The 22094-nt window shown below is 62.0% G+C and carries 18 protein-coding genes; 12 read left to right on the top strand and 6 right to left on the bottom strand.

Going from position 1 to position 22094, the window contains the following annotated elements; all coding sequences use genetic code 11:
* Positions 1–2 precede the first annotated feature (2 nt).
* The gene (gene araG, locus ASD00_RS25005; protein WP_057209804.1) at positions 3–1529 is read right to left on the bottom strand and encodes an L-arabinose ABC transporter ATP-binding protein AraG; all 1527 of its coding nucleotides are present in this window, start codon (positions 1527–1529) and stop codon (positions 3–5) included.
* A gap of 70 nt (positions 1530–1599) precedes the next feature.
* The gene (locus tag ASD00_RS25000; protein WP_025429239.1) at positions 1600–2583 is read right to left on the bottom strand and encodes an arabinose ABC transporter substrate-binding protein; all 984 of its coding nucleotides are present in this window, start codon (positions 2581–2583) and stop codon (positions 1600–1602) included.
* Between the two features lie 198 nt (positions 2584–2781).
* On the opposite strand from ASD00_RS25000, the gene ASD00_RS24995 reads away from it, so the two are divergent.
* The 6 genes from ASD00_RS24995 to ASD00_RS24970 all read left to right on the top strand — a co-directional run bounded on the left by ASD00_RS24995 (position 2782) and on the right by ASD00_RS24970 (position 9334).
* Positions 2782–3543 carry a FadR/GntR family transcriptional regulator gene (locus tag ASD00_RS24995; protein ID WP_057209803.1) on the top strand — a complete coding sequence of 254 codons (762 nt, stop codon included), beginning with the start codon at positions 2782–2784 and terminating at the stop codon, positions 3541–3543.
* A gap of 72 nt (positions 3544–3615) precedes the next feature.
* On the top strand, positions 3616–4764 hold the full coding sequence (dgoD, locus tag ASD00_RS24990) for a galactonate dehydratase (RefSeq protein WP_025429237.1): 1149 nt from the start codon (positions 3616–3618) through the stop codon (positions 4762–4764).
* 38 nt (positions 4765–4802) lie between these two features.
* The gene (locus ASD00_RS24985; protein ID WP_025429236.1) at positions 4803–5579 is read left to right on the top strand and encodes an SDR family oxidoreductase; all 777 of its coding nucleotides are present in this window, start codon (positions 4803–4805) and stop codon (positions 5577–5579) included.
* A 292-nt stretch (positions 5580–5871) separates the two neighbouring features.
* Positions 5872–7587, top strand: coding sequence for an IlvD/Edd family dehydratase (locus tag ASD00_RS24980; RefSeq protein WP_057209801.1), 1716 nt, complete (start codon positions 5872–5874; stop codon positions 7585–7587).
* A gap of 12 nt (positions 7588–7599) precedes the next feature.
* On the top strand, positions 7600–8508 hold the full coding sequence (locus tag ASD00_RS24975) for a dihydrodipicolinate synthase family protein (RefSeq protein WP_057209799.1): 909 nt from the start codon (positions 7600–7602) through the stop codon (positions 8506–8508).
* 115 nt (positions 8509–8623) lie between these two features.
* The gene (locus tag ASD00_RS24970) at positions 8624–9334 is read left to right on the top strand and encodes a FadR/GntR family transcriptional regulator (RefSeq protein WP_057209797.1); all 711 of its coding nucleotides are present in this window, start codon (positions 8624–8626) and stop codon (positions 9332–9334) included.
* Positions 9335–9352: 18 nt separating this feature from the next.
* On the opposite strand, the gene ASD00_RS24965 is transcribed toward ASD00_RS24970, so the two are convergent.
* From ASD00_RS24965 to ASD00_RS24950, 4 genes are all read right to left on the bottom strand, one after another.
* Positions 9353–9853: a hypothetical protein gene (locus tag ASD00_RS24965; RefSeq protein WP_057209795.1), complete on the bottom strand. Its 501-nt coding sequence runs from the start codon at positions 9851–9853 to the stop codon at positions 9353–9355.
* 477 nt (positions 9854–10330) lie between these two features.
* Positions 10331–11251 carry a response regulator gene (locus ASD00_RS24960; RefSeq protein ID WP_025429231.1) on the bottom strand — a complete coding sequence of 307 codons (921 nt, stop codon included), beginning with the start codon at positions 11249–11251 and terminating at the stop codon, positions 10331–10333.
* Positions 11244–14630 carry an ATP-binding protein gene (locus ASD00_RS24955; RefSeq protein ID WP_057209794.1) on the bottom strand — a complete coding sequence of 1129 codons (3387 nt, stop codon included), beginning with the start codon at positions 14628–14630 and terminating at the stop codon, positions 11244–11246. The genes ASD00_RS24960 and ASD00_RS24955 overlap by 8 nt, the downstream gene beginning before the upstream one ends.
* Before the next feature lie 113 nt (positions 14631–14743).
* Positions 14744–15175 carry an OsmC family protein gene (locus ASD00_RS24950; protein WP_025429229.1) on the bottom strand — a complete coding sequence of 144 codons (432 nt, stop codon included), beginning with the start codon at positions 15173–15175 and terminating at the stop codon, positions 14744–14746.
* A gap of 299 nt (positions 15176–15474) precedes the next feature.
* Here ASD00_RS24950 and urtA point away from each other — a divergent pair, with 299 nt between their 5' ends.
* The 6 genes from urtA (at position 15475) to ASD00_RS24920 (ending at position 21996) form a co-directional block, all read left to right on the top strand.
* Complete coding sequence (urtA, locus tag ASD00_RS24945) at positions 15475–16767, top strand: urea ABC transporter substrate-binding protein (RefSeq protein WP_057209792.1); 1293 nt, start codon at positions 15475–15477, stop codon at positions 16765–16767.
* 187 nt (positions 16768–16954) lie between these two features.
* On the top strand, positions 16955–18571 hold the full coding sequence (urtB, locus tag ASD00_RS24940) for an urea ABC transporter permease subunit UrtB (RefSeq protein WP_057209790.1): 1617 nt from the start codon (positions 16955–16957) through the stop codon (positions 18569–18571).
* The gene (gene urtC / locus ASD00_RS24935) at positions 18568–19731 is read left to right on the top strand and encodes an urea ABC transporter permease subunit UrtC (protein WP_057209788.1); all 1164 of its coding nucleotides are present in this window, start codon (positions 18568–18570) and stop codon (positions 19729–19731) included. The genes urtB and urtC overlap by 4 nt, the downstream gene beginning before the upstream one ends.
* A gap of 5 nt (positions 19732–19736) precedes the next feature.
* Positions 19737–20501: an urea ABC transporter ATP-binding protein UrtD gene (urtD, locus tag ASD00_RS24930; protein ID WP_057209786.1), complete on the top strand. Its 765-nt coding sequence runs from the start codon at positions 19737–19739 to the stop codon at positions 20499–20501.
* A gap of 40 nt (positions 20502–20541) precedes the next feature.
* Entirely contained in the window at positions 20542–21237 is a 696-nt protein-coding gene (gene urtE / locus ASD00_RS24925) for an urea ABC transporter ATP-binding subunit UrtE (RefSeq protein WP_057209784.1), read from the top strand.
* A 300-nt stretch (positions 21238–21537) separates the two neighbouring features.
* Positions 21538–21996, top strand: coding sequence for an Rrf2 family transcriptional regulator (locus tag ASD00_RS24920; RefSeq protein WP_025429223.1), 459 nt, complete (start codon positions 21538–21540; stop codon positions 21994–21996).
* The last annotated feature ends 98 nt before the right edge of the window (positions 21997–22094 follow it).

Below are 22094 nucleotides of genomic sequence, written 5' to 3'. Positions count from 1 at the left end.
CGTCACCGTACCTGTGCGTGAGAAGGAGTGTTTAAGTTTTGAACGTCCGGCAGGGCGGCGGCGAGAATGCGCCGCTCGTCGAACTCGGCTCTGGGAATGTCGGCGGCGACGCGGCCCTCGCACATGACCATGATGCGGTCGGCGATGCCCATGACCTCAGGCAGTTCGCTGGAGATCACCACGATCGCCATGCCCTCGGCGGCGAGCTCGTAGAGAATTTCGTAGATTTCCGACTTTGCACCGACATCGATGCCGCGTGTCGGCTCGTCGATAACAAGCACCTTGACGCCCTCTTCGGACAGCCAGCGGCCGAGGATGACCTTTTGCTGATTGCCGCCCGACAGATTGATGATGTCCTGGCGGCGCGACGGTGTACGCACGCGAAGCTTGGCGATGAACTTGTCGGCAAGCGCGCCTTCTTTCGCAGGGTTGATAAGGCCGAAGGGCGAGAAATGGCGACGTGAGGAGATCGTCATGTTCTCTTCGATCGATCGTCCCTGGACGATGCCATCGAACTTGCGGTCTTCCGGGCAGAGCACGATGCCCGACCGGATGGAATGGGGTGGGCTGTCAGCCTGGATCGTGACGCCATCAACCGACACCGAACCGCCGTTGCGGGCATCGGCGCCATAGACGAGGCGGGCCATTTCGCTGCGGCCGGCGCCGATCAGGCCGAAGAAGCCGAGGATCTCGCCTCGCCTGACGGAGAAGCTCAAGGGTTGGCGAAGTTTCGCTCCCGAAATGCTCTCGACGCGCAGCCGCTCTTCACCGAGGCTGCGCTCGCGCCAGCCCCAGATATTGGCGATCTCGCGGCCGACCATTTCCGAAATGATCTGGTCGCGCGTCACCTTCGAGATTTCGGGATGATGGGCGGCGAGTTTCCCGTCGCGCAGCACCGTCAGGCTGTCGCAGAGGCGGAAGATCTCATCGAGGCGGTGGGAAACGTAGAGAATGACCGTGCCGTTGGCGCGCAGGCGATCGATGAGGGTAAAGAGGATCTCGCTTTCTCGCGAGGACAGCGACGAGGTCGGCTCATCAAGCGCGATGACGCGCGCGTCGAGCATCACCGCCTTGGCGATTTCGACCATCTGCCGCTCGCCGATCGAAAGCGAGGCGACCTTGATGGCCGGATCGACATCGATGCCGATCTCGGCAAGCTTCTTTGAAACGACCCCGGTCAGCTGCTGGCGATCGATGACGCCGGCCTTGCTCGGAAAGCGCCCGAGCCAGAGGTTTTCGGCGACCGTCAGTTCCGGGACGAGCTGCAATTCCTGGTGGATGACGATGACGCCTGCATGAAAGGCGTCGCGCACCGAGCGGTAGTGCTGCGGCTCGCCGTCGATCAGGATTTCGCCGGTGTCGGCGGACTGGTCGCCGGAGAGAACGCGGATGAGCGTCGACTTGCCGGCGCCGTTTTCGCCCATCAGGCCGTGAACCGCGCCCTTTTTCACCGAGAAAGAGACGTTCGACAGCGCTTGAACGCCAGGGTAGCCCTTGGAGATGGATCGGAATTCGAGGAAGTCTTGCATCTGCGACGCTCCGGGAATGGGGCGCCCGGCGGTGTCGAACCGCCGGGCTCAAAGTCATCGAAGACGACGATTATTCGATGCCGAGGTCCTTGCGAACAGCTTCATAGTTATCGCGCAGCGCGATCTGGCCGGCCGTCAGCGTCAGCTTTTCCGGCTCCTTGCCGTTGGCGACCCACTCGTACATGTTGAGTGCGGTCTCATAGCCGTGGCGCTTCGGCGAGATGATCACGGTGCCGTAGAAGCCGGTTGCTGCGGGCTTCTTGAACTCGTTGATGGCCGAGTCCGCGCCGCCGATGCCGACGCCGATCATGCTATCGGGTGCAATGCCGACGGTTTCGGTGGCGCGCACGGCGCCGAGAACCGCTTCGTCATTGAGGCCGACGGCGACCCACTTCTTGATGCCGGCATTCTTGTTGAGAACGACGGTTGAGGCGTTGAGTGCGGCTTCGGTATCGGTCTTGGCCTGCGGAGCGTCGAAGATGTTTGCTTCCGGGAAGCCGTTTGCCTTCAGCACTGACAGTGCGCCTTCGACACGGTCGACGGCCGTCGGCAACTGGTCGTAGGATACGCGGATCGCGCCGACGTCCTTCATGTCCCAGCCGCGCTTCTTGATCTCGTCGACGATCGACTGGCCGACGGCTTCGCCGATCTTGGTGGCCGAGATGCCCATATGCGGCACGTCTTCGATCGGGCTGCCGTCGGCGTTGACCAGGCGGTCGTCGACCGTGATCATTTTGAGATCGTTGGCGGCCGCCTTGGCGATGATGCCCGGGCCGAGTTTGACGTCAGGCGTGCAGATGATGAAACCCTGCGCGCCTTGTGCGCCGAGATTGTCGATCGCGGACTGAACCTTTTCGCCATCTTCCGCGCCGATCTTGACCAGCGTGAAGCCCTTTTCCTTGGCAGCGACGTCGGCGAACTTCCATTCGTCCTGGAACCACGGTTCCTCGGGCTGCTTGACGATGAAGCCGATCTTGACGTCGGCGGCGAAGGCCGAGGTTGCGGCGAATACGGCGACGGTGCCGGCCAAAATGGCGGCCTTGAAGAAGCGCATGATTTCTCTCCCTGGTGAACTGCCTCCTGCAGTTGCCATTTGTGTATGATGAATCATCATATCCGTCAATTGCCTTTGTATGATGAATGAGGTAGTGATGTATAATAATTGTCGAAACGCTCCTTGGATCCCTGTCGCGAGGGAAGGTGATCTGGGATAAAAGCGTCGGCAGATACGAAGGCATGGGTGGAGATGCAGATGGAAGGTCAGGAGCCGCAGGGCGCAGCGGAGATGCAGGTGCAGCGCCGGCCGCGCGTCCAGAAGAACGTGACGCGCACCATCGCTTCCGACATCTGCGCCGATATCTTTCCTGTCGGCTCCTTTCTGCCGCGCGAAAACGATCTGTGCGAGCGTTATGGCGTCAGCCGGACCGTTATCCGGGAATCGCTGAAGATCCTCGAATCAAAGGGCATGGTGCGTGGCCGTTCGCGGGTCGGCACCGTCGTTTGCGGCAAGGACGAGTGGAACATTCTCGATGCCCAGGTGCTCGAATGGATCGGCGAACGCATCTTCGAATTCGACCTGTTGAATTGCATCCTGGAAGCGCGCCGGGCGATCGAGCCGGTTGCCGCCGAATTCGCCGCCGAGCGTGCGACGGTCCAGGAAATCGCCGATCTCGAGCGAGCCTGGCAGGCGATGCGTGACGGCGAGAGCGATATTGCCGGCTTCACCGACGCTGACGTGGCGTTCCACACCTGCCTGCTAAGGGCCAGCCATAATCAGGTCTTCCTGCAGCTTGTGGGCATCATCCAGGCGGCGCTCAAGTTTTCGCTGCATGCATCGAACGAAGCCGCCGAGCGGCGCGACGAAGCGATCGACGTCCATCGCGAACTGGTCGAAGCGCTGCGCATGCGCGACAAGTCAGCGGCCCGCGACTGCTCGATCCGCATGCTCGATCTTGCCGCGCGCGATCTGGCAACCGCGGTCAAGCAACACAGCCCTGCGAAACCCACCCTCTGAAATCCCGGTCGCGGTGAGCTCGCTTTGGGCTCGGTCGTGACAAGCCATCCCCACCGAACTGGACCTCAGCTCATGAAGATCACCAAGCTCACCACCTATATCGTTCCACCGCGCTGGCTGTTTCTCAAGGTGGAGACCGACGAAGGTATCGTCGGCTGGGGGGAGCCTGTCGTCGAGGGACGGGCGCTGACGGTCGAGGCTGCGGTGCACGAGCTTGCCGACTATCTCGTCGGCAAGGACCCGTTCCTGATCGAGGATCATTGGAACGTAATGTATCGCGGCGGCTTCTACCGCGGTGGCGCCATTCACATGAGCGCGCTTGCCGGCATCGACCAGGCGCTTTGGGACATCAAGGGCAAGGCGCTGGGCCAGCCGGTGCACTCGCTGCTCGGCGGGCAGTGCCGCGACAAGATCAAGGTGTATTCCTGGATCGGCGGCGACCGCCCGAGCGATGTCGCCCGCAACGCCAAGGATGTGGTGGCGCGCGGTTTCAAGGCGATCAAGCTTAACGGTTGCGAGGAACTGCAGATCGTCGACACCAACGAGAAGATTGACAAGGCGGTGGAGACGATCGGCATCATCCGCGATGCGATCGGCCCGAATATCGGCATCGGCGTCGACTTTCACGGCCGGGTGCACCGGCCGATGGCCAAGGTGCTCGCCAAGGAACTCGAGCAGTTCAAGCTGATGTTCATCGAGGAGCCGGTGCTTTCGGAAAACCGCGAGGCGCTGAAGGAAATCGCCAACCATTGCTCTACGCCGATCGCGCTCGGTGAGCGGCTCTATTCGCGCTGGGACTTCAAGTCGGTGCTTGCGGACGGCTATGTCGACATCATCCAGCCCGATCTCTCCCATGCCGGCGGCATCACCGAATGCCGCAAGATCGCCGCCATGGCCGAGGCCTATGACGTGGCGCTGGCGCCGCATTGCCCGCTCGGGCCGATCGCGCTTGCCGCCTGCCTGCAGATCGATGCCGTCAGCTACAACGCCTTCATCCAGGAGCAGAGCCTCGGCATTCATTACAACGAGGCCAACGATATTCTCGACTATGTCTCGAACAAGGACGTCTTCCACTATGAGGACGGTTTTGTCTCGATCCCGCAGGGTCCGGGCCTCGGCGTCGAGGTCGACGAGGCCTATGTCATCGAGCGCGCCAAGGAGGGCCATCGCTGGCGCAATCCGATCTGGCGCCATGAGGACGGCAGCGTCGCCGAGTGGTGACGGTTGCGCGGGATCATCAGTCGAGGGAGGCAGAAAATATGAGCAAGCGGCTCGCTGGAAAACGCATTGTCATTACAGGGGCAGCCCAGGGCATTGGTCTTGCCATGGCCGAAGCGTTCCTGAAGGAAGGCGCCAGCCTCTTTCTGATCGATCGCGACGGGCCGCTGCTCGAAAAGGAGACGGCCCGGCTTGCGGCGGAAGGCGGCACGCTTGCCTCGACGACGGCAGATATCACCGATGCCGATGCGATTGCCGAGGCCATCCGCCAGGCCGAAAAGACGATCGGTAGGCCGAATGCGCTGGTCAACAATGCCGGCATCAATGTCTTTTCAGAGCCGCTAGCAACGACCGATGCCGACTGGCAGCGCTGCTTTGATGTCAATCTCAAGGGCGCCTGGAACTGTAGCCGCGCCGTTCTGCCCGGTATGATCGAGGCGGGCGGTGGGGTCATTCTCAACATCGCCTCGACACATGCCTTCACGATCATACCGCATACGTTTCCCTATCCCGTGGCGAAACATGCGCTTCTCGGCATGACCAAGTCGCTCGGCATCGAATATGCCTCCAGAGGCATCCGGGTGAATGCCCTTGCGCCTGGATACGTGCTGACCCAGAAGGCGGTCGAATACTGGAACAGCTTCCCGGACCCGGTCGCCGCCGAGGCGGAAACGATGAAGCTGCACCCCGGCGGCCGCATCGCCACGGCGGATGAAATCGCTCGCGCCGCACTCTTCCTGGTGTCGGACGAGTGCACCTTCATCAACGCCACCTGCCTGACCGTCGACGGTGGACTGAGCGTTTTGCATCATCCTTAAGCCAAGTCACGCCGCCATGCCCCGATAGCTGTCCGCCGTGCATCGCCGCGGTGGTGCGGCGCCTGCCGTTCGTGCGGCCAGGGGGCGGCACGCTTTGCCCCCCGTGACCGGTTTCGCCCGCGATCTCGAGACGTCATTTCATCTTCTGCGATGTGCCCGCCCACTCCCGCATAGGCCGGTGGGCACGGGCAATTGTGCGTGGTAGATGCTTGACCGCGAATAACTCCGATTATATGAGAAATAAAAATGCCCGTCGGCCAACACATGGCAGGGTACGTAGGGAGAGCTGAACGTGTCGAGAAAACTGAGATCGCAGCATTGGTTCGGGGGGCTCGATAAGGATGCCTTCATTCATCGCAGCTGGATGAAGAACAACGGCCTGCCGGATGACGCCTTTGACGGTCGCCCGGTGATCGGCATCTGCAATACCTTTTCCGAACTCACGCCGTGCAACGCTCATTTTCGCGGCCTGATCGAACATATCAAGGCGGGCGTGCTGGAGGCGGGCGGCCTGCCGCTGGAGTTTCCGGTCTTTTCCTGCGGCGAGTCCAACCTGCGTCCGACCGCCATGCTCTTTCGCAACCTTGCGTCCATGGATGTGGAGGAGGCAATCCGCGGCAACCCGATCGACGGTGTCGTGCTGATGGCCGGCTGCGACAAGACCACGCCATCCCTCGTCATGGGAGCGGCATCCTGCGATCTGCCGGCGATCGTCGTCTCAGGCGGACCTATGCTGAACGGGCGGCTCAAGGGCAGGACCATCGGCTCGGGCACCGATGTCTGGAAATTCTCCGAGGATGTGCGCGCCGGTGTCATGACGCCGGCCGAATTCATGGCGGCGGAAAGCGCCATGTCGCGTTCGCCTGGCCATTGCATGACAATGGGCACGGCTTCGACCATGGCGTCGATGGCAGAAGCATTGGGCTTGGCTCTGCCCGGCAACGCCGCCTATCCTGCCGTCGATGCACACCGCGCGCGCCTGGCGCGGCTTTCCGGCAGGCGGATCGTCGCGATGGTGGCCGAGGACTTGCGCCCGTCGCATATCCTGACGCGTGCCGCTTTCGCCAATGCCATCCGTGTCAACGGCGCTATCGGCGGCTCGACCAATGCCGTCGTTCATCTGCTAGCGATTGCCGGACGGGTGGGAACCGAACTGACGCTCGAAGATTGGGACCGATTTGGCCGGGATGTCCCGACGATCCTCAACCTCATGCCTTCAGGCACGTTCCTGATGGAGGATTTCTGTTACGCCGGCGGTCTTCCCGCCGTCATGAAGGAAATCGCCGATCTGCTCGATCTCGACAACCCGACGGTTACCGGCCAAAGCGTCGGCGCAAACATTGCGGATGCGGAGAATTACAATCCCGATGTCATCCTGCCGCGCGACGTGGCGTTGACGCAGCAGGGCGGGATTGCCGTCTTGAAGGGCAATCTGGCGCCGCAGGGGGCGATCCTAAAGCCCTCCGCCGCGACCCCGGCCCTGATGCAGCATCGCGGCCGCGCGGTCGTCTTCGAAACGATCGATCACTACAAGCAGCGTATCGACGATCCCGACCTCGCTATCGACGAGACATCGATCATGGTTCTGAAGAATTGCGGCCCCAAGGGCTATCCCGGGATGGCCGAGGTGGGCAACATGGCGCTGCCGCAAAAGCTGCTGAAGAAGGGCGTGCGCGACATGGTGCGCATCTCCGACGCTCGCATGTCGGGCACCGCCTTCGGTACTGTCGTTCTGCACGTCGCGCCGGAGGCTGCGGTCGGTGGTGCCTTGGCGCTGGTCAAGGACGGCGACTGGATTGAACTCGACGTGGCCGGGCGCCGGCTGCTCCTCGATGTCGACGAGGCGGAGCTAGCGCGCCGGCGGGAGGAATGGACACCACCGGAAATCGCCATGCCCGGTGGCTACCAGGGCCTTTATGTCGAGCGCGTGATGCAGGCCGATCGCGGCGCCGATCTTGATTTCCTTGTCGGTTGTCGCGGGCACGCCGTGCCGCGCGAGAGCCATTGAGGAGGAGCGACGATGTCTCGGTTCGATCCTGCCGACCTGCATGGCATCCACGCCATCCTCTACGCGCTGTTTGATGACGACGAAAAGCTCGATCGCGAGGCGATGCGTCGGCAGACGGAAGTCTGTCTCGTTGCCGGCGTGCACGGCATCGCAGCGCTTGGCCTTGCGACCGAAGCCTCGAAGTTGAGCGAGGCCGAACGCATGGCCGTGATGGAATGGCTGGTCGAGGACACGGCCGGCCGCGTGCCCGTGGCGCTGACCATCTTCGGCCCGTCGGTCGAAGAGCAGGTGCGCCAGGCGCGCCATGCCGTTGGCGCCGGTGCTGACTGGTTGATCCTGCAGCCGCCGATCGTCGGCCAGTTCTCGGCCCAGGAATATATCCGTTTCTTTGGTCGCGTCGCCGATGCGATCGACGTGCCCGTCGCAATCCAGAATGCGCCAGCCTTCATGGGCAGAGGGCTGACGGCGACCGACATCGCCGAGCTGGTCCGCCAGCATCCAAACATTACCCTCATCAAGGGCGAGGGGCCGGTGGTCGATATCGCCACACTGATCGAGGTCACAGAGGGCCGCCTGCCCGTTTTCAACGGTCGCGCCGGTCTTGAACTCATCGATAACCTGCGTGCCGGATGCCGCGGCTTCATCCTTGCGCCCGATTGCATCGACCATGCGGTGAGGGCCTATGAATTCTATCGTGACGGCTGGGACGAGGAGGCGGAAGCCGCCTATCGCGATATCTTGCCGGCGGTGGTGTTCACCATGCAGGGGATCGAGAACCTGATGTGCTACGGCAAGCGTCTCTTCGGCGAACGTGCCGGCCTGCCCGTCTTCGATCGCGCGCCTGCGTTGCGCCCGACCGAGACAGGATTGGCAATGGTTCGGCGTTTTGCGGGCGAGCTTGGTCGTCTCGGCGAAGTGTAACCGCCTTCGCCCAGGCTCAACCTGGCTTGGCCGTGTTGGGGCGTGGCAACGGCTATGGTAGCAAGGGGTCGAATCGCGCCAGAATGCGCGCCGGGATTTCGGAAACGGACGGCTGATGACGACATTTACGATCGGTGACCGCGGGCTGCCCGCGCAGATCGCGGCGGAGATCGGCCGGCGCATCGCGCTTGGCGAACTTAAACCCGGCGACATCCTGCCCAAGGAATCCGAGATGCTGGGCAATCTGCGCGTTAGCCGGACGACTTTGCGCGAAGCGCTGAAGATCCTCTCGACCAAGGGGTTCATCGAGGCCAAGCCGCGCCTGGGCACCCGTGTCCGCGCACCGGAGCATTGGAACACGCTCGATCCGGTGGTGCTCTCCTGGCATGAGGGGGCGGAGGATCAGCAGCAACTGGCTGAAGAACTGTTTGAAATCCGCCTGGCGATAGAGCCGATGGCAGCGGGCCTTGCTGCCCGCCGAGGATCGGCGGACGAACTCGTGCGCATCCGCGCGGCCTATTCCCGGATGACCGAAGACCACGCGACGGTTTCCGCCGCCATCGAAGCCGACATCGAATTCCATCTGGAAATCATCCAGGCGGCGCGCAATCGCTTTCTCTTGCCTGTCTCGTCGGTGATCCGCACCGCACTGACGATCAGCATTCCCCGGACACTCAGGACGTTTGGCGGATTGCAGCACTCGTTGAAGATGCACGAAGCGATCGTCGACGCCATTGAAGCGCGCGATCCGATGGCGGCGTCCACCGCGGCGGAATCACTGTTGAGCGCTACATACCAGCGCAATTTTCAGGCCGGAAAACGATAGGCGCGCGCTGAAAAGGCGTCACTTGCGGCGCAGGTTGATCTCGCTGGTGACGACCTTGTCGCCGGATGCGGGGTCGACGTCGACGGTGGTCAGCCGCATGCCGTTGGCGCCGATCTTCTGTAGCGTCAGGTTGGCGCTGCGGTCGCCGTTGACTTCCTTTGCCCAGCGAATGGTGAGATTGATGGCGTCGCCGCGACGGCTGCCGCTCAGGCCCGCCCGTCCGCCGCGCGGACCCAGGTAGGATCCGCTGTATTTCGTGCCACTGAACTTCAGTTGGGCATCAATCGATTTTGAAATCAGGATCAATCCGCGACAGACGCCTTCCATTGAGAGTGCCAACCCTTGGGATTGGGAATCGAAGTTGCAGGAAACATTGACGGGCGACATATAGGTGCGGATTCTGACCGTCCCTCCGCCCGTCCAACTGCCCTGCAGCGACTTCAGGAATGCACCTTCATCCGCTTGCGCAACACCGGCCAGGGACGTGGTCGCGGCGGCAAGTACAAGCCATCGCAGCATGTCGCAACCCTCCGTTCAGAAACCACCATGGTACACCAGCAAAGGCCAAGGTCACCAGCGGCAACGTGTGCGGCGGCCGGATGTTCCGCACGCGACGCTCGGTCAGGCGTGGCCGGCTGCACTGTGCCAATACCTATGCCGGAGCGTTGCTTGTGCAAGAGTGGGTGGAGGCTTTAGGCCGATATTGTGTTTATAGCGGCGGAATTTGTCCTACTTCGATTGATCTATACGCCCGAAAAGCGCGCTGGCGGCAGATCGCTCTGGCGATCATAGGCGCGCTACGTGTTCGCGCGCGGCGTGCGTTTGCTGAACAGGTTCTTCAGCCTAGCTAGAGCACTCGGCGGCAACGCCGGAAGCAAGGCGATCCCCATCACTCTTTCGCTCTCCGGATTCTCGGACGCCCTTCTCGGGCCCAGGGAAATGCGAAGAAGGCTAGCAGCGATTGAGTGAGGTACGGTGCGGCCGGAACGCTGTTGCTTATATCCCGTGCAGGACCTGTGTCGCCTTGACCGCCGCCGAGGCACGGTTTTCGACGCCGAGCTTCACATAGATCTGTTCGAGATGCTTGGTGACGGTGCGTGAACTCAGTCCGAGAATCTCGCCGATATCGCGGTTCGATTTCCCCTTCGCGATCCAGAGCAGCACTTCGGATTCGCGCTGGGTCAGCGAGAAGTGCTGCCGCAGCATCTCGTCGTCGCTGCGTCGGCTCTCGGCCGTCAGGCGGAAGAGATATTCGTTGGCGCCGATCGCGCCGAGGAAAGAGATCTGCAGTCCCGCTTGACCGGGCTCTTCGAGGGTAAAGCTGTTCTCCCGCTTGCCGCCTGTCTCGGTTTTTTCCATCCAGGCGGCGATGCGCCGAGCGATCGTCGCAAGGCCCTCGTCGCTGCCGGTTGCGGCGTTGACGAGGCGGTTGGCCTGCGGTGTCGACCAGCGAACACTGCCGTCAGAGCGAACGGCAAGCAGATGGCGCCCGGCGGCGTCTAGCGCAACGCGGGCGCTTTGCGCCGAGCGGGCATTGGAGAGATGAACACGGATGCGGGCCCTGAGCTCATCGATGTTGATCGGTTTCGTCAGGTAGTCGACGCCACCGGCTTCGAGGGCGTGCACCACATGCTCGGTTTCCGTCAGCCCGGTCATGAATAGCACCGGTGTCTGGCCGACGGAGGCGTTGGCCTTCAGTCTCAGGCAGGTTTCAAACCCGTCCATACCGGGCATGACAGCGTCCAGCAGAATGACATCGGGCGTAATCCGGTCGGCAATCGAAAGTGCGGCACTGCCCGAGGTGGCGATCAGTACAGAAAAGCCCGACTGCTCCAGCGCCTCGGTCAGAAAGCCGAGGGCCTCCGGGGAATCGTCCACCAGCAGTACGATGTCGCGACGATCGTAAGTCTCAACCACGGGTGACAGCTCCATTCGCCGCTTTTTTCTTCAGGAAGGCGTCATAGCCCGTGAGGTCGAAGGCCTGGACATAGGCGCGAGCAGCATCGACGAAGAGCTGATGTTCGGGCTCCAGCGCGATCTCCGTCAGCTTGGCCTCGATGCCTCTGACGTAGCCGATCTCGCCAAGCCGGATCAACTCCTCGACATGGTGCTCGTCGGGCAACGTCATCGCATCGGCATTTGCCGCTCTCGGCTCCTCGGACGCTTCGCCCTCGTGGATCCAGGTGAGGCCAAGTTGAACGGCGAGCTTGTCTGCGAGCTGGCCGACGCCGAAGGGCTTGGCGAGTGTGTCGTTGTGGCCGACAAGGGCGCCTGTCGTCGAGCCGTCGCCGATATTGGCCGACAGCATGATGATCGGCGCCGTCTGGCCGTTGCGGCGCAATTTGTCGACGAGTTCCCAACCGTTCATACCAGGCATGGAGATATCGACGAGGAAGATGTCCGGCACCAGCGCCTCGACCATCGCGAGGCATTGCCCGCCACTTTCGGCGGCAAGCACCGTAAAGTCCATCGGCCGCAGGATTTCGCGCATCAGTTCGCGGTGATCGGCGTTGTCGTCGACAATCATGATTGTGCGCCGCGGGCCGAGATAGGAAGTGATCCGGCGCACCGCTATCAGCGGCGCCGGCCGATCGACGGCGGAGAGCATCAGCCGGACCCTGAAGGTCGTGCCACTGTTCGGTTCGCTGGTGACGGCTATCTCGCCGCCCAGCGTCTGCGTCAGCAATCGGGTTATGGTCAAGCCGAGACCGAGACCCGGCATGCTGCCGAGATGTTCCGCCTCGCCGCGCTGGAATGGGTCGAAAATGCGCGGCAGATCCTTCTCGGCAATACCACGGCCGCTGTCGGCAATCGTAAACGTCGCAACCTGACTGCGATAATCGATATCGAAGCGGATCTCGCCGCGCTCGGTGAACTTCAGGGCGTTGGAGAGCAGGTTGACGAGGATCTGGCGCAGCCGCTTTTCATCTGTCTTGACGTAGCGCGGCAAGGCGGGCGCGCGTCGATGTTCGAAGGCGATCCCCTTCGCCTGTGCTTGCGGGCGGAACATCTCGACGACCTGATCGAGGAAATCATGGATGTTGGTCTCGTTGGAATAGACCTGCAGCTTGCCGGCCTCGATCTTCGAGATGTCGAGAAGTCCGTCGATGAGGCCGGAGAGATGATCGGCGCTGCGCTTGATCACCTTGATCGCGCCCTGTCGGGCCGGTGGGATCGTTTCATCGCGCTCAAGCACCTGTGCGTAGCCGAGTACGGCGTTGAGCGGTGTGCGCAGCTCATGGCTGAGGCCGACAACGTAGCGGCTCTTGGCGCGGTTGGCCGCCTCGGCGGTCTCCTTTGCCTGCTGCAGGGCGGCATCGGTCTTCTTGTGTGCGGCGATTTCCTTCAGCAGCAGCGTGTTCTGCCGTGACGATTCTTCTTCGGCGACGACGCGGCTGTCGTGGGCGAGCACATAGAACCAGCAGACGATGCCGGCGAGCACGGCAAAGACGAAGAAGACGACGGCAATGGTGCGCTCGACCACTGTTGCCGTCTCGGGCGAAGCGTTGCCGGTCTGGTGCGCGATCATCGCCAGGATCAGGCCGATGCCTGCGATCGAGAGCACCGCCGAAATGGCGTAGCGCCCGAGCCGCGTCGTGAGCTTCGCCGTTACCTCTTCGGGTAGAAGCGCGTTCGCGACCGTTGCCACCTGCGCATTGAAGCGTGCCTTCGGCTTGCACATGTCATGGCAGCGGCTGTCGAGAGAACAGCAGAGCGAACAGATGGGCGCAGCGTAGGCCGGGCACCAAGCCATATCCTCCGGCTCGAAGGGATGTTCGCAGATCGAGCAGGTGATCTCGCTCTCGCTTGCCCAGCTTTTACGCGGCTTGCGGGCGAGGTAATATCTGCCGCCGGTCGCCCAGGCGATCAGAGGCGAGGCGATGAAGGCGATAACAAGGGCAATATAGGGCGCGAGCGATGCGGCGATGGCGCCAAAGGCGCCGAAATGTGCCGTCAGTGCGATCGTCGCCGAAAGCGCCATGGCGCCAAGGCCGACCGGGTTGATGTCGTAGAGATGCGCGCGCTTGAACTCGATGCCAGGCGGCGAGAGGCCGAGTGGCTTGTTGACGAAGAGATCGGCCGAAATGGTGCAAAGCCAGGCCATGGCGACGATCGAGAAGACGCCGAGCGTTTCCTCAAGGAGCTTGTAGATGCCGAGTTCCATCAGAAGCAGCGCGATCGCCACGTTGAACACCAGCCAGACGACGCGGCCGGGATGGCTGTGGGTGAGGCGCGAGAAGAAGTTGGACCAGGCAAGTGACCCGGCATAGGCGTTCATGACGTTGATCTTCAACTGCGAAACGACCACGAAGGCGACCATCAAGAGGAGGGCGGCGGTCTCAGACGGGATCATGTAGCCGAAGGCGGTGTAGTACATCTGCGCCGGGTCCGCCGCCCGCGTCGACGGAACGCCGGAGGAAAGCGCCAGCACGACAAGGAACGAACCGGCCAGAAGCTTCGGTGCCCCGACGAGCACCCAGCCGGAGCCGGCCAGGAAGATGGCGACGCGGTGATGCAGCTTGCGCTGGCCGTCGGGCGGCAGGAAGCGCAGGAAGTCGACTTGCTCGCCGATCTGCGCCATCAGCGCAAAGATCACCGCCGAGGCGGCGCCGAACTCGATGAGGTCGAAGGGCGCGAGCGTGCCCGGTGGACCGGATGCATGATGCATGCCGGCATAGGCAAGCCAGGTGGCGACCTTCTCCCAGTCCGCAAAGGCGATGAAGATAAAGGGCAGGATATTGAGCACGATCCAGAAAGGCTGGGTGATCAGCTGGAACTTGCTGATGAGCCGCACCCCATGGGTGACGAGCGGAATGACGACGACCGCGCTGACGATGTAGCCGACCCAAAGCGGTATGCCGAGCGCCAGCTCGAGCGCACCCGACATGATCGAGGCCTCGATCGCAAAGAGGATGAAGGTGAAGCTCGCATAAATCAGCGAGGTGAGGGTCGAGCCGATGTAGCCGAAGCTGGCGCCGCGGGTCAGAAGGTCGATGTCGACGCCGTGGCGGATCGCGTAACGGCTGATCGGCAGGCCGACCGTCAGGATCATCAGGCTGGCGATCAGGATGGCGACGATGGCGTTGGTCGTGCCGTAGGACATGGTGATCGCGCCACCGATCGCCTCCAGCGCCAGGAACGAGATCGCCCCGATCGCCGTCTGAGAGATGCGCTCGGAGGAAAAGCGCCGCGCGCTCTTGGCGGTGAAGCGCAGCGCATAGTCTTCAAGCGTCTGGTCGGCGACCCAGCGATTGTATTCGCGTCGAACGGGAATGATGCGCTGGCGTGCCGCCATGTTGCCTCGTCATCTCTCGCATTGCCGACACATATGTGCCTATTTTCACGGCACGCACATTCCGTGCGTGAAATTTATGCAATGCGGAGATGGCGAAAGCAAGTGTGAAAGGATCATCCGCTCACTGCTGATGTGTCGACGACGACAAAATCATGGGTAATCCTCGCGGACTTGGCGAGCATGGCTGACGCCGAGCAGTATTTTTCAAGCGAGAGGGCGACCGCGCGCTCGACCTTCTTTTCCGAGAGGCCACGCCCCTTCACCACGAAGTGCATATGGATGCGGGTAAAGACGCGCGGGTCTTCTTCTGCGCGGTCGGCGTCGAGCTCCACGGAGCAATCTTCGACCGGCTCGCGACCCTTTTCGAGGATATGAACGACGTCGTAGGCCGAGCAGCCACCGGCGCCGATCAACATCAGCTCCATCGGGCTTGGTCCAGGCGTCCGCCCTTCCGGACCGGATGCCGTCCCGAGGACGATCTTGTGACCGCTTCCGGACTCGCCGACGAATGTCCGCTCTTCAACCCACTTGATACGTGCTTTCATGATCTCTCACCTGTGTTGAGCTGCTGTTGATGGCCAGTCGGCCTTCGATGTTTCAATAGCCGGAAAAGCCATCCTGCGGCCAGACTGGCACGTTGATTTCAACGTCATGGCCTTTGCACAATTACTGCACGGCGGTGTGAACTCCGGATCGCCCATATCCGGCAGCTTCCTCTTTGCCCCCTCGACCTACGTAGAATGACGTATGTGCAGTGCAGCACGACTGGCGGATGATCCCTCAAGCAACGGTCAAAAGGTACGAAGCCTCGTTGCGGCGATCAGAACGAGAGGGGTTCAATCAGATGAATATCAAGGCACGCGTCACCGGCGCTTTCCTGGCAACGATCTTGTCGACGACGGCATTCAACGGCGCCTTTGCGGCCGACGACACGATCAAGGTCGGCATTCTGCATTCGCTGTCGGGAACGATGGCGATCTCCGAGACGACGCTGAAGGACGCCATGCTCATGCTCATCGACGAGCAGAACAAGAAGGGCGGCCTGCTCGGCAAGAAGTTGGAAGCGGTTGTCGTCGATCCCGCGTCCGACTGGCCGCTCTTTGCCGAAAAGGCGCGCGAGCTCGTTTCCGTCGACAAGGTTTCGGCGGTCTTCGGCTGCTGGACGTCAGTCTCGCGCAAATCCGTCCTGCCGGTTTTCGAGGAGCTTAATTCGATCCTCTTCTACCCGGTGCAGTACGAGGGTGAGGAAAGCCAGCGCAACGTCTTTTACACCGGCGCCGCGCCGAACCAGCAGGCCGTTCCGGCGGTCGACTATCTGATGGAAAACGAAAGCGTCGAGCGCTGGGTTCTAGCGGGCACCGACTACGTCTATCCGCGCACGACCAACAAGATCCTCGAGGCCTATCTCATCTCCAAGGGCGTGAAGCCCGAGGACATCATGATCAACTACACGCCGTTCGGTCATTCCGACTGGCAGACGATCGTGTCCGATATCAAGAAATTCGGTTCTGCCGGCAAGAAGGCGGCGGTCGTCTCGACGATCAACGGCGACGCAAACGTGCCGTTCTACAAGGAACTGGCGAACCAGGGCGTCAAGGCCGAGGATATCCCGGTTGTCGCCTTCTCCGTTGGCGAAGAGGAACTCGCCGGTCTCGATACGGCCCCGCTCGTCGGCCATCTCGCCGCCTGGAACTACTTCCAGTCGGTCGATACGCCTGCCAATGCCGAGTTCATCAAGACCTGGAAGGGCTACACCAAGAACGACAAGCGCGTCACCAACGACCCGATGGAAGCCCACTACATCGGCTTCAACATGTGGCTCAAGGCGGTCGAAAAGGCCGGAACGACCGACACCGACGCAGTGCTTGACGCCATGATCGGCGTATCCGTGCCCAATCTCTCCGGCGGCTATTCGACGATGATGCCGAACCACCACATCACCAAGCCGGTGCTGATCGGTGAGATCCAGAGCGACGGCCAGTTCGAGACGGTCTGGGAAACGCCCGGTCTCGTGGTTGGTGACGAATGGTCCGATTACCTGCCTGACTCCAAGGACCTGATCGCCGATTGGCGCGCGCCGATGTCCTGCGGCAACTTCAACGTTGCCACGGGCAAATGCGGCGGCAAGGGCTCCTGATTTCATCACCAAACGATAGTTTCCGGGTCGTGGCCAACGCCTCAATCCCCTTTGAATGACGAAATCATAGGCAGGCATACCCTTCGCCCAATGCTCCCGTTGGGCGAAGGGATCTCGAAATTCCATGCCGCGGTGGCCGCGCCTGCCTGGCGCTGCCACAGACGAGCGAGACCCAAGCGAGAGGGCGATGTATCGCATTCTGCAAACCCTGTTGATCACCCTTTGCCTGCTGGTTTCAGCCCATGTCACGGGCTCGCGCGCCGCGGACGATCTCGGCGCGCTCGTCAGTGCGCTCGGAACGGCCAAGCTGGCCGAGCTCGATGATCGCATTGCCGCGCTTGCCAAGAGCGGCGATCCACGTGTCATCCCGGTTCTCGAGGCGCTTGGGGAGGGCAATCTCTATGCGCGAAAGACCGACGGCGGGGTCTTCCTCACGACGGAGAAGGGCGCGAGTCTTGTTCTAGTCAATCCGCTTGATGGCTCTGATGTCGGCGAAGTGCCGAAGGGCGAGCTGCAGAAAATCAAGGTCAACAACGCCGTCCGGCGCGCCGTTCGAGGCGCGCTCGGTGGACTGACGCTTTTCAGCGCCGATACGGGCGCAAGGTTGAAGGCGGCGCAATCCATGCGGCAGACGCCGAATGCCGACGCGCTCGAGGCGATCGAGACGGCACTCGCCGCGGAAAAGGACGCAACGGTGCGCAAGGCGCTCGACGAGGCGCGCGCGGTGACGCTTCTGGTTTCCGACCGTTCCGACGACGACAAGCGTGCGGCGATCAAGACGCTGGCAGAAGGCGGTGGCCGCGAGGCGCTTGGCGCGCTGACCTCAGCGCGCTCATCGGCGGATGCCAGCCTGAAACCGGATATCGAGGCCGCGCTGCAGCGCATCGAACAGGCGCAAGCATTCTGGAACGCCGGCCAGAACGTCTGGTACGGGTTGTCGCTCGGTTCGGTGCTGCTGCTCGCGGCAATCGGTCTTGCCATTACCTTCGGCGTGATGGGCATCATCAACATGGCGCATGGCGAGATGGTCATGCTCGGCGCCTATACGACATTCCTGGTCCAGGACGTCATTCGCACCTCCTATCCCGCTCTCTTCGACTGGTCGCTGGCGATCGCCCTGCCGCTCGCCTTTCTCGTCACCGGGATCATCGGCCTTGCCATCGAGCGCAGCGTCATCCGCTTTCTCTATGGTCGGCCGCTAGAAACGCTGCTGGCCACCTGGGGCATCTCGCTGATCCTGCAGCAAGCGGTTCGCTCGATCTTCGGGCCGACCAACCGCGAAGTCGGCAATCCCTCCTGGATGGCCGGCGCCTTTGATCTCGGCGGCTTGACGATCACCTGGAACCGGCTCTGGATCATCGTCTTTGCGCTCGCCGTCTTTGCAGCCCTTCTGTTCCTGCTGAAGCGAACGTCGATGGGGCTGAGGATGCGGGCCGCGACGCAGAACCGCCGCATGGCGTCGTCCATGGGCATCCGCACGCCCCTGGTCGACGCTCTGACCTTTGCTCTCGGGTCCGGCATCGCCGGCATGGCCGGCGTGGCGCTGTCGCAGATCGACAATGTCTCGCCCAATCTCGGCCAGGGCTACATCATCGACAGCTTCATGGTCGTCGTCTTCGGCGGTGTCGGCAATCTCTGGGGAACGCTCGTCGGCGCCTTCTCGCTCGGCATCCTCAACAAGTTCCTCGAGCCCTATGCGGGCGCCGTTCTCGGTAAGATCCTCGTTCTGGTGCTCATCATCCTCTTCATCCAGAAGAAGCCGCGCGGCCTCTTCGCACTCAAGGGAAGGGCGGTGGAGGCATGATCACCTCCTTTCTGCTCAAGTCGCTCGATCGCAGCATCGTCACGGTTGTGGCGCTACTGCTGGCTTTTGCCATCGCCATTCCCGCCCTCAACCTGCTGACGGCGCCGGATCACCCGCTGCACGTGCCGACCTATCTGGTCTCGCTGTTCGGCAAATATCTGACCTACGCGCTTCTGGCGCTGGCGCTCGATCTCGTATGGGGTTTCTGCGGCATCCTCTCGCTCGGTCACGCCGCGTTCTTCGCGCTCGGCGGCTATGCCATGGGCATGTACCTGATGCGCCAGATCGGCGCGCGCGGCTCCTATGGCAATCCTTTGCTGCCGGATTTCATGGTGTTTCTCAACTGGAAGGAGCTGCCCTGGTTCTGGCAGGGCTTCGACATGTTCTGGTTCGCGGCACTGATGGTGGTGGTGGTGCCCGGACTGCTTGCCTTCGTCTTCGGCTGGTTCGCCTTCCGCTCGCGGGTCAACGGCGTCTATCTGTCGATCATCACCCAGGCGATGACCTATGCGCTGCTGCTTGCCTTCTTCCGCAACGACATGGGTTTCGGCGGCAACAACGGCCTCACCGACTTCAAGGATATCCTCGGCTTCAACATCCAGGCTGACGGTACACGCGCCGCACTTTTTGCCGCATCCGCCCTGATGCTTGCCCTATGCCTGGTGCTGACGGCGGCGATCGTCCGCTCGAAATACGGCAAGGTGCTGGTCGCCGTGCGGGATGCGGAAAGCCGCACGCGCTTTCTCGGTTATCGCGTCGAACACATCAAGCTCTTCGCCTTCACCGTCTCGGCGATGATGGCGGGCATTGCCGGCGCCCTTTACGTGCCGCAGGTCGGCATCATCAATCCCGGCGAGTTCGAGCCCGGTAACTCCATCGAGGTGGTCATCTGGACCGCGGTCGGCGGACGCGGGACGCTGATCGGCCCGATCGTCGGCGCGATCCTGGTCAATGGCGGCAAGAGCATCTTCACCGCAGCCTTTCCGGAGTTCTGGCTGTTTGCGCTTGGCGGGCTGTTCGTTCTGGTCACGCTGTTCCTGCCCAAAGGCGTGGTCGGGACCGCGAGCGCCTATCTTGCCCGCCGCAAGGCCCACCGCCGGTCGGTCGACGCAGAGCGGGCGCGCGACAATCTCGTCGCTGAACCAATGGCAGCGGAGTAATTGGCATGAACCAGACGATCAGCCAGACCAAACCGAAAAGCCTGCTCTATCTAGACGGCGTCTCGGTCTCCTTCGACGGGTTCAAGGCGCTCAATTCGCTCTCCTTCGTCATCGAGCCGGGCGAGCTTCGCGCCATCATCGGCCCGAACGGCGCCGGCAAGACGACGATGATGGACATCATCACCGGCAAGACCCGCCCGGACGAGGGGCAGGTGTTCTTCAAGGGCGATATCGACCTGACCAAACGCGATGAAGCCGAAATCGCCAGCCTTGGTATCGGCCGCAAATTCCAGAAACCGACAGTCTTTGAAAGCCACACCATCTGGGACAACCTGGAACTGGCGCTCAATCGCAGCCGCGGCGTCTTCCCGACGCTGTTCTACCGACTGACGGCGGACGACAAGGCGCGGATAGAGGAGATCCTTACGACCGTCCGGCTCAGCGCAAGGCGCGACGATCTTGCCGCCAACCTGTCGCATGGCCAGAAGCAATGGCTGGAGATCGGCATGCTGCTGGCGCAGGAGCCGGAACTGCTGCTGGTCGACGAGCCTGTGGCCGGGATGACCGACGCGGAGACGGCCGAAACGGCAATCCTGCTCAAGGAGATCGCGAGGACACGCTCGGTCGTCGTCGTCGAGCACGACATGGGCTTCATCCGCGAGCTCGGCGTCAAGGTGACGTGTCTGGCCGAAGGCTCGGTGCTGGCCGAAGGCTCGATCGATTTCGTCAGCAGCGATCCGAAGGTGATCGAAAACTATCTCGGCCGCTGACACCGGTCGCTTGCCAACCGCCCAAGGAAAGGACGCCTTCATGCTGAGCGTCGAAAACGTCAATCTCCACTATGGCGCCGCACAGGCGCTGCGCAACGTCTCGATCGGTGCCGAGATGGGCAAGATCACTTGCGTGCTTGGCCGCAACGGCGTCGGCAAGTCGAGCCTGCTTCGCGCCATCACCGGGCAGCATCCGGTCAGTGCCGGGGCGATCGCCTTCAATGGCGTGGCGCTCGGCGGCATGGCGCCCTATCGCCGCGCCAAGGAGGGCATCGGCTATGTGCCGCAGGGGCGCGAGATCTTTTCGCTGCTGACCGTCAAGGAAAACCTCGAAACCGGTTATGCGCCGGTCAGGCGCGGCGATCGTTCGATACCGGAAGATGTCTTCAACCTGTTTCCCGTGCTTCGCTCGATGCTCGGGCGGCGAGGCGGGGATCTCTCCGGCGGCCAGCAGCAGCAACTGGCGATCGGCCGGGCGCTCGTCACCCGTCCGCGCATTCTGGTGCTCGACGAGCCGACCGAGGGGATACAGCCCTCGATCATCAAGGATATCGGCCGGGCGATCCGCTATCTCCGCGATTCGACCGGCATGGCGATCCTGTTGGTCGAGCAATATCTCGATTTCTGCCGCGAGCTCGCGGACCACGTCTACATCATGGATCGCGGTGCCGTGGTGCATGAGGGGCCGCCGGAGACGCTGGACACAGTCGAGGCTCGTCGTCATCTCACGGTCTGAAGCGGAACGGTCTCGTCACCATAATCGATGACGGCGGGCCCGGAATTTTGCCGGCGGCAATCACCAGCGAAGAGGCGTCGGGCCAGATGAGCAAATCATTGCTGCTCTGCCTTAGATTCGACACTAAAATTCACAAAATCTATGCAGAAACTTACGTAATTTCTTGAGAGTGACGCGGTTTCGGTGTATGGCATCTTAAGCGAAAACAGTGCGGCCGTCACAACCCGTTGCCTCCGGTGATACCAACGTCGGTGCGGAACGGACTTGTGGCGGCCTTTGTGTTCAGGAAAGCGAAGTGCAATGTTGACCAAGAAGGGTAAATACGGGCTGAAGGCCCTTGTCGACCTGGCTCAACTGGAGCCGGGCGAAACCGCCTTCATCACTGAAATCGCCACCCGCAACAATATCCCGAAGAAGTTCCTCGATGCGATCCTGCTCGAACTTCGCAATGCCGGGATACTGCGCTCGAAAAAGGGGCCCGGCGGCGGCTATTCGCTTTCCAGACCGGCCTCCGACATTCGCATCGGCCAGGTCATCCGCACGCTGGACGGGCCGTTGGCGCCGATCCGCTGTGCGAGCCGCACGGCGTTCGAAGCCTGTGACGACTGTTCCGATCCAGTCAACTGTCATGTGCGCAAATCGATGAGCGACGTGCGTGATGCCGTTGCGTCGATCCTCGACAATATGACGCTCGAACAGTTTGCAGCCAACGACAACGCCACCGAGATCGTGGCGCTCAGAGATGTTGAAGTGGGCTGACCTCGTGAGGTCAACGGCCGTCTTCTCGGCAACGGCGGGTAGGACTTTCCCGCTGGCGCCTGCGAGTTGAAATCTAGTTTCTGTTATTATCTATAGAA

This window comes from Ensifer sp. Root31, from assembly GCF_001424825.1.
GTDB lineage: Bacteria > Pseudomonadota > Alphaproteobacteria > Rhizobiales > Rhizobiaceae > Ensifer > Ensifer canadensis.
This window is presented reverse-complemented; position numbering and strand designations above follow the sequence as displayed.

Bases quoted from the DNA above. Each gene is read 5' to 3' on its own strand.
- araG (WP_057209804.1), bottom strand. From the start codon at position 1,529: ATGCAAGACTTCCTCGAATTCCGATCCATCTCCAAGGGCTACCCTGGC.
- ASD00_RS25000 (WP_025429239.1), bottom strand. From the start codon at position 2,583: ATGCGCTTCTTCAAGGCCGCCATTTTGGCCGGCACCGTCGCCGTATTC.
- ASD00_RS24995 (WP_057209803.1), top strand. From the start codon at position 2,782: ATGGAAGGTCAGGAGCCGCAGGGCGCAGCGGAGATGCAGGTGCAGCGC.
- dgoD (WP_025429237.1), top strand. From the start codon at position 3,616: ATGAAGATCACCAAGCTCACCACCTATATCGTTCCACCGCGCTGGCTG.
- ASD00_RS24985 (WP_025429236.1), top strand. From the start codon at position 4,803: ATGAGCAAGCGGCTCGCTGGAAAACGCATTGTCATTACAGGGGCAGCC.
- ASD00_RS24975 (WP_057209799.1), top strand. From the start codon at position 7,600: ATGTCTCGGTTCGATCCTGCCGACCTGCATGGCATCCACGCCATCCTC.
- ASD00_RS24970 (WP_057209797.1), top strand. From the start codon at position 8,624: ATGACGACATTTACGATCGGTGACCGCGGGCTGCCCGCGCAGATCGCG.
- ASD00_RS24965 (WP_057209795.1), bottom strand. From the start codon at position 9,853: ATGCTGCGATGGCTTGTACTTGCCGCCGCGACCACGTCCCTGGCCGGT.
- ASD00_RS24955 (WP_057209794.1), bottom strand. From the start codon at position 14,630: ATGGCGGCACGCCAGCGCATCATTCCCGTTCGACGCGAATACAATCGC.
- ASD00_RS24950 (WP_025429229.1), bottom strand. From the start codon at position 15,175: ATGAAAGCACGTATCAAGTGGGTTGAAGAGCGGACATTCGTCGGCGAG.
- urtA (WP_057209792.1), top strand. From the start codon at position 15,475: ATGAATATCAAGGCACGCGTCACCGGCGCTTTCCTGGCAACGATCTTG.
- urtB (WP_057209790.1), top strand. From the start codon at position 16,955: ATGTATCGCATTCTGCAAACCCTGTTGATCACCCTTTGCCTGCTGGTT.
- urtC (WP_057209788.1), top strand. From the start codon at position 18,568: ATGATCACCTCCTTTCTGCTCAAGTCGCTCGATCGCAGCATCGTCACG.
- urtD (WP_057209786.1), top strand. From the start codon at position 19,737: ATGAACCAGACGATCAGCCAGACCAAACCGAAAAGCCTGCTCTATCTA.
- urtE (WP_057209784.1), top strand. From the start codon at position 20,542: ATGCTGAGCGTCGAAAACGTCAATCTCCACTATGGCGCCGCACAGGCG.
- ASD00_RS24920 (WP_025429223.1), top strand. From the start codon at position 21,538: ATGTTGACCAAGAAGGGTAAATACGGGCTGAAGGCCCTTGTCGACCTG.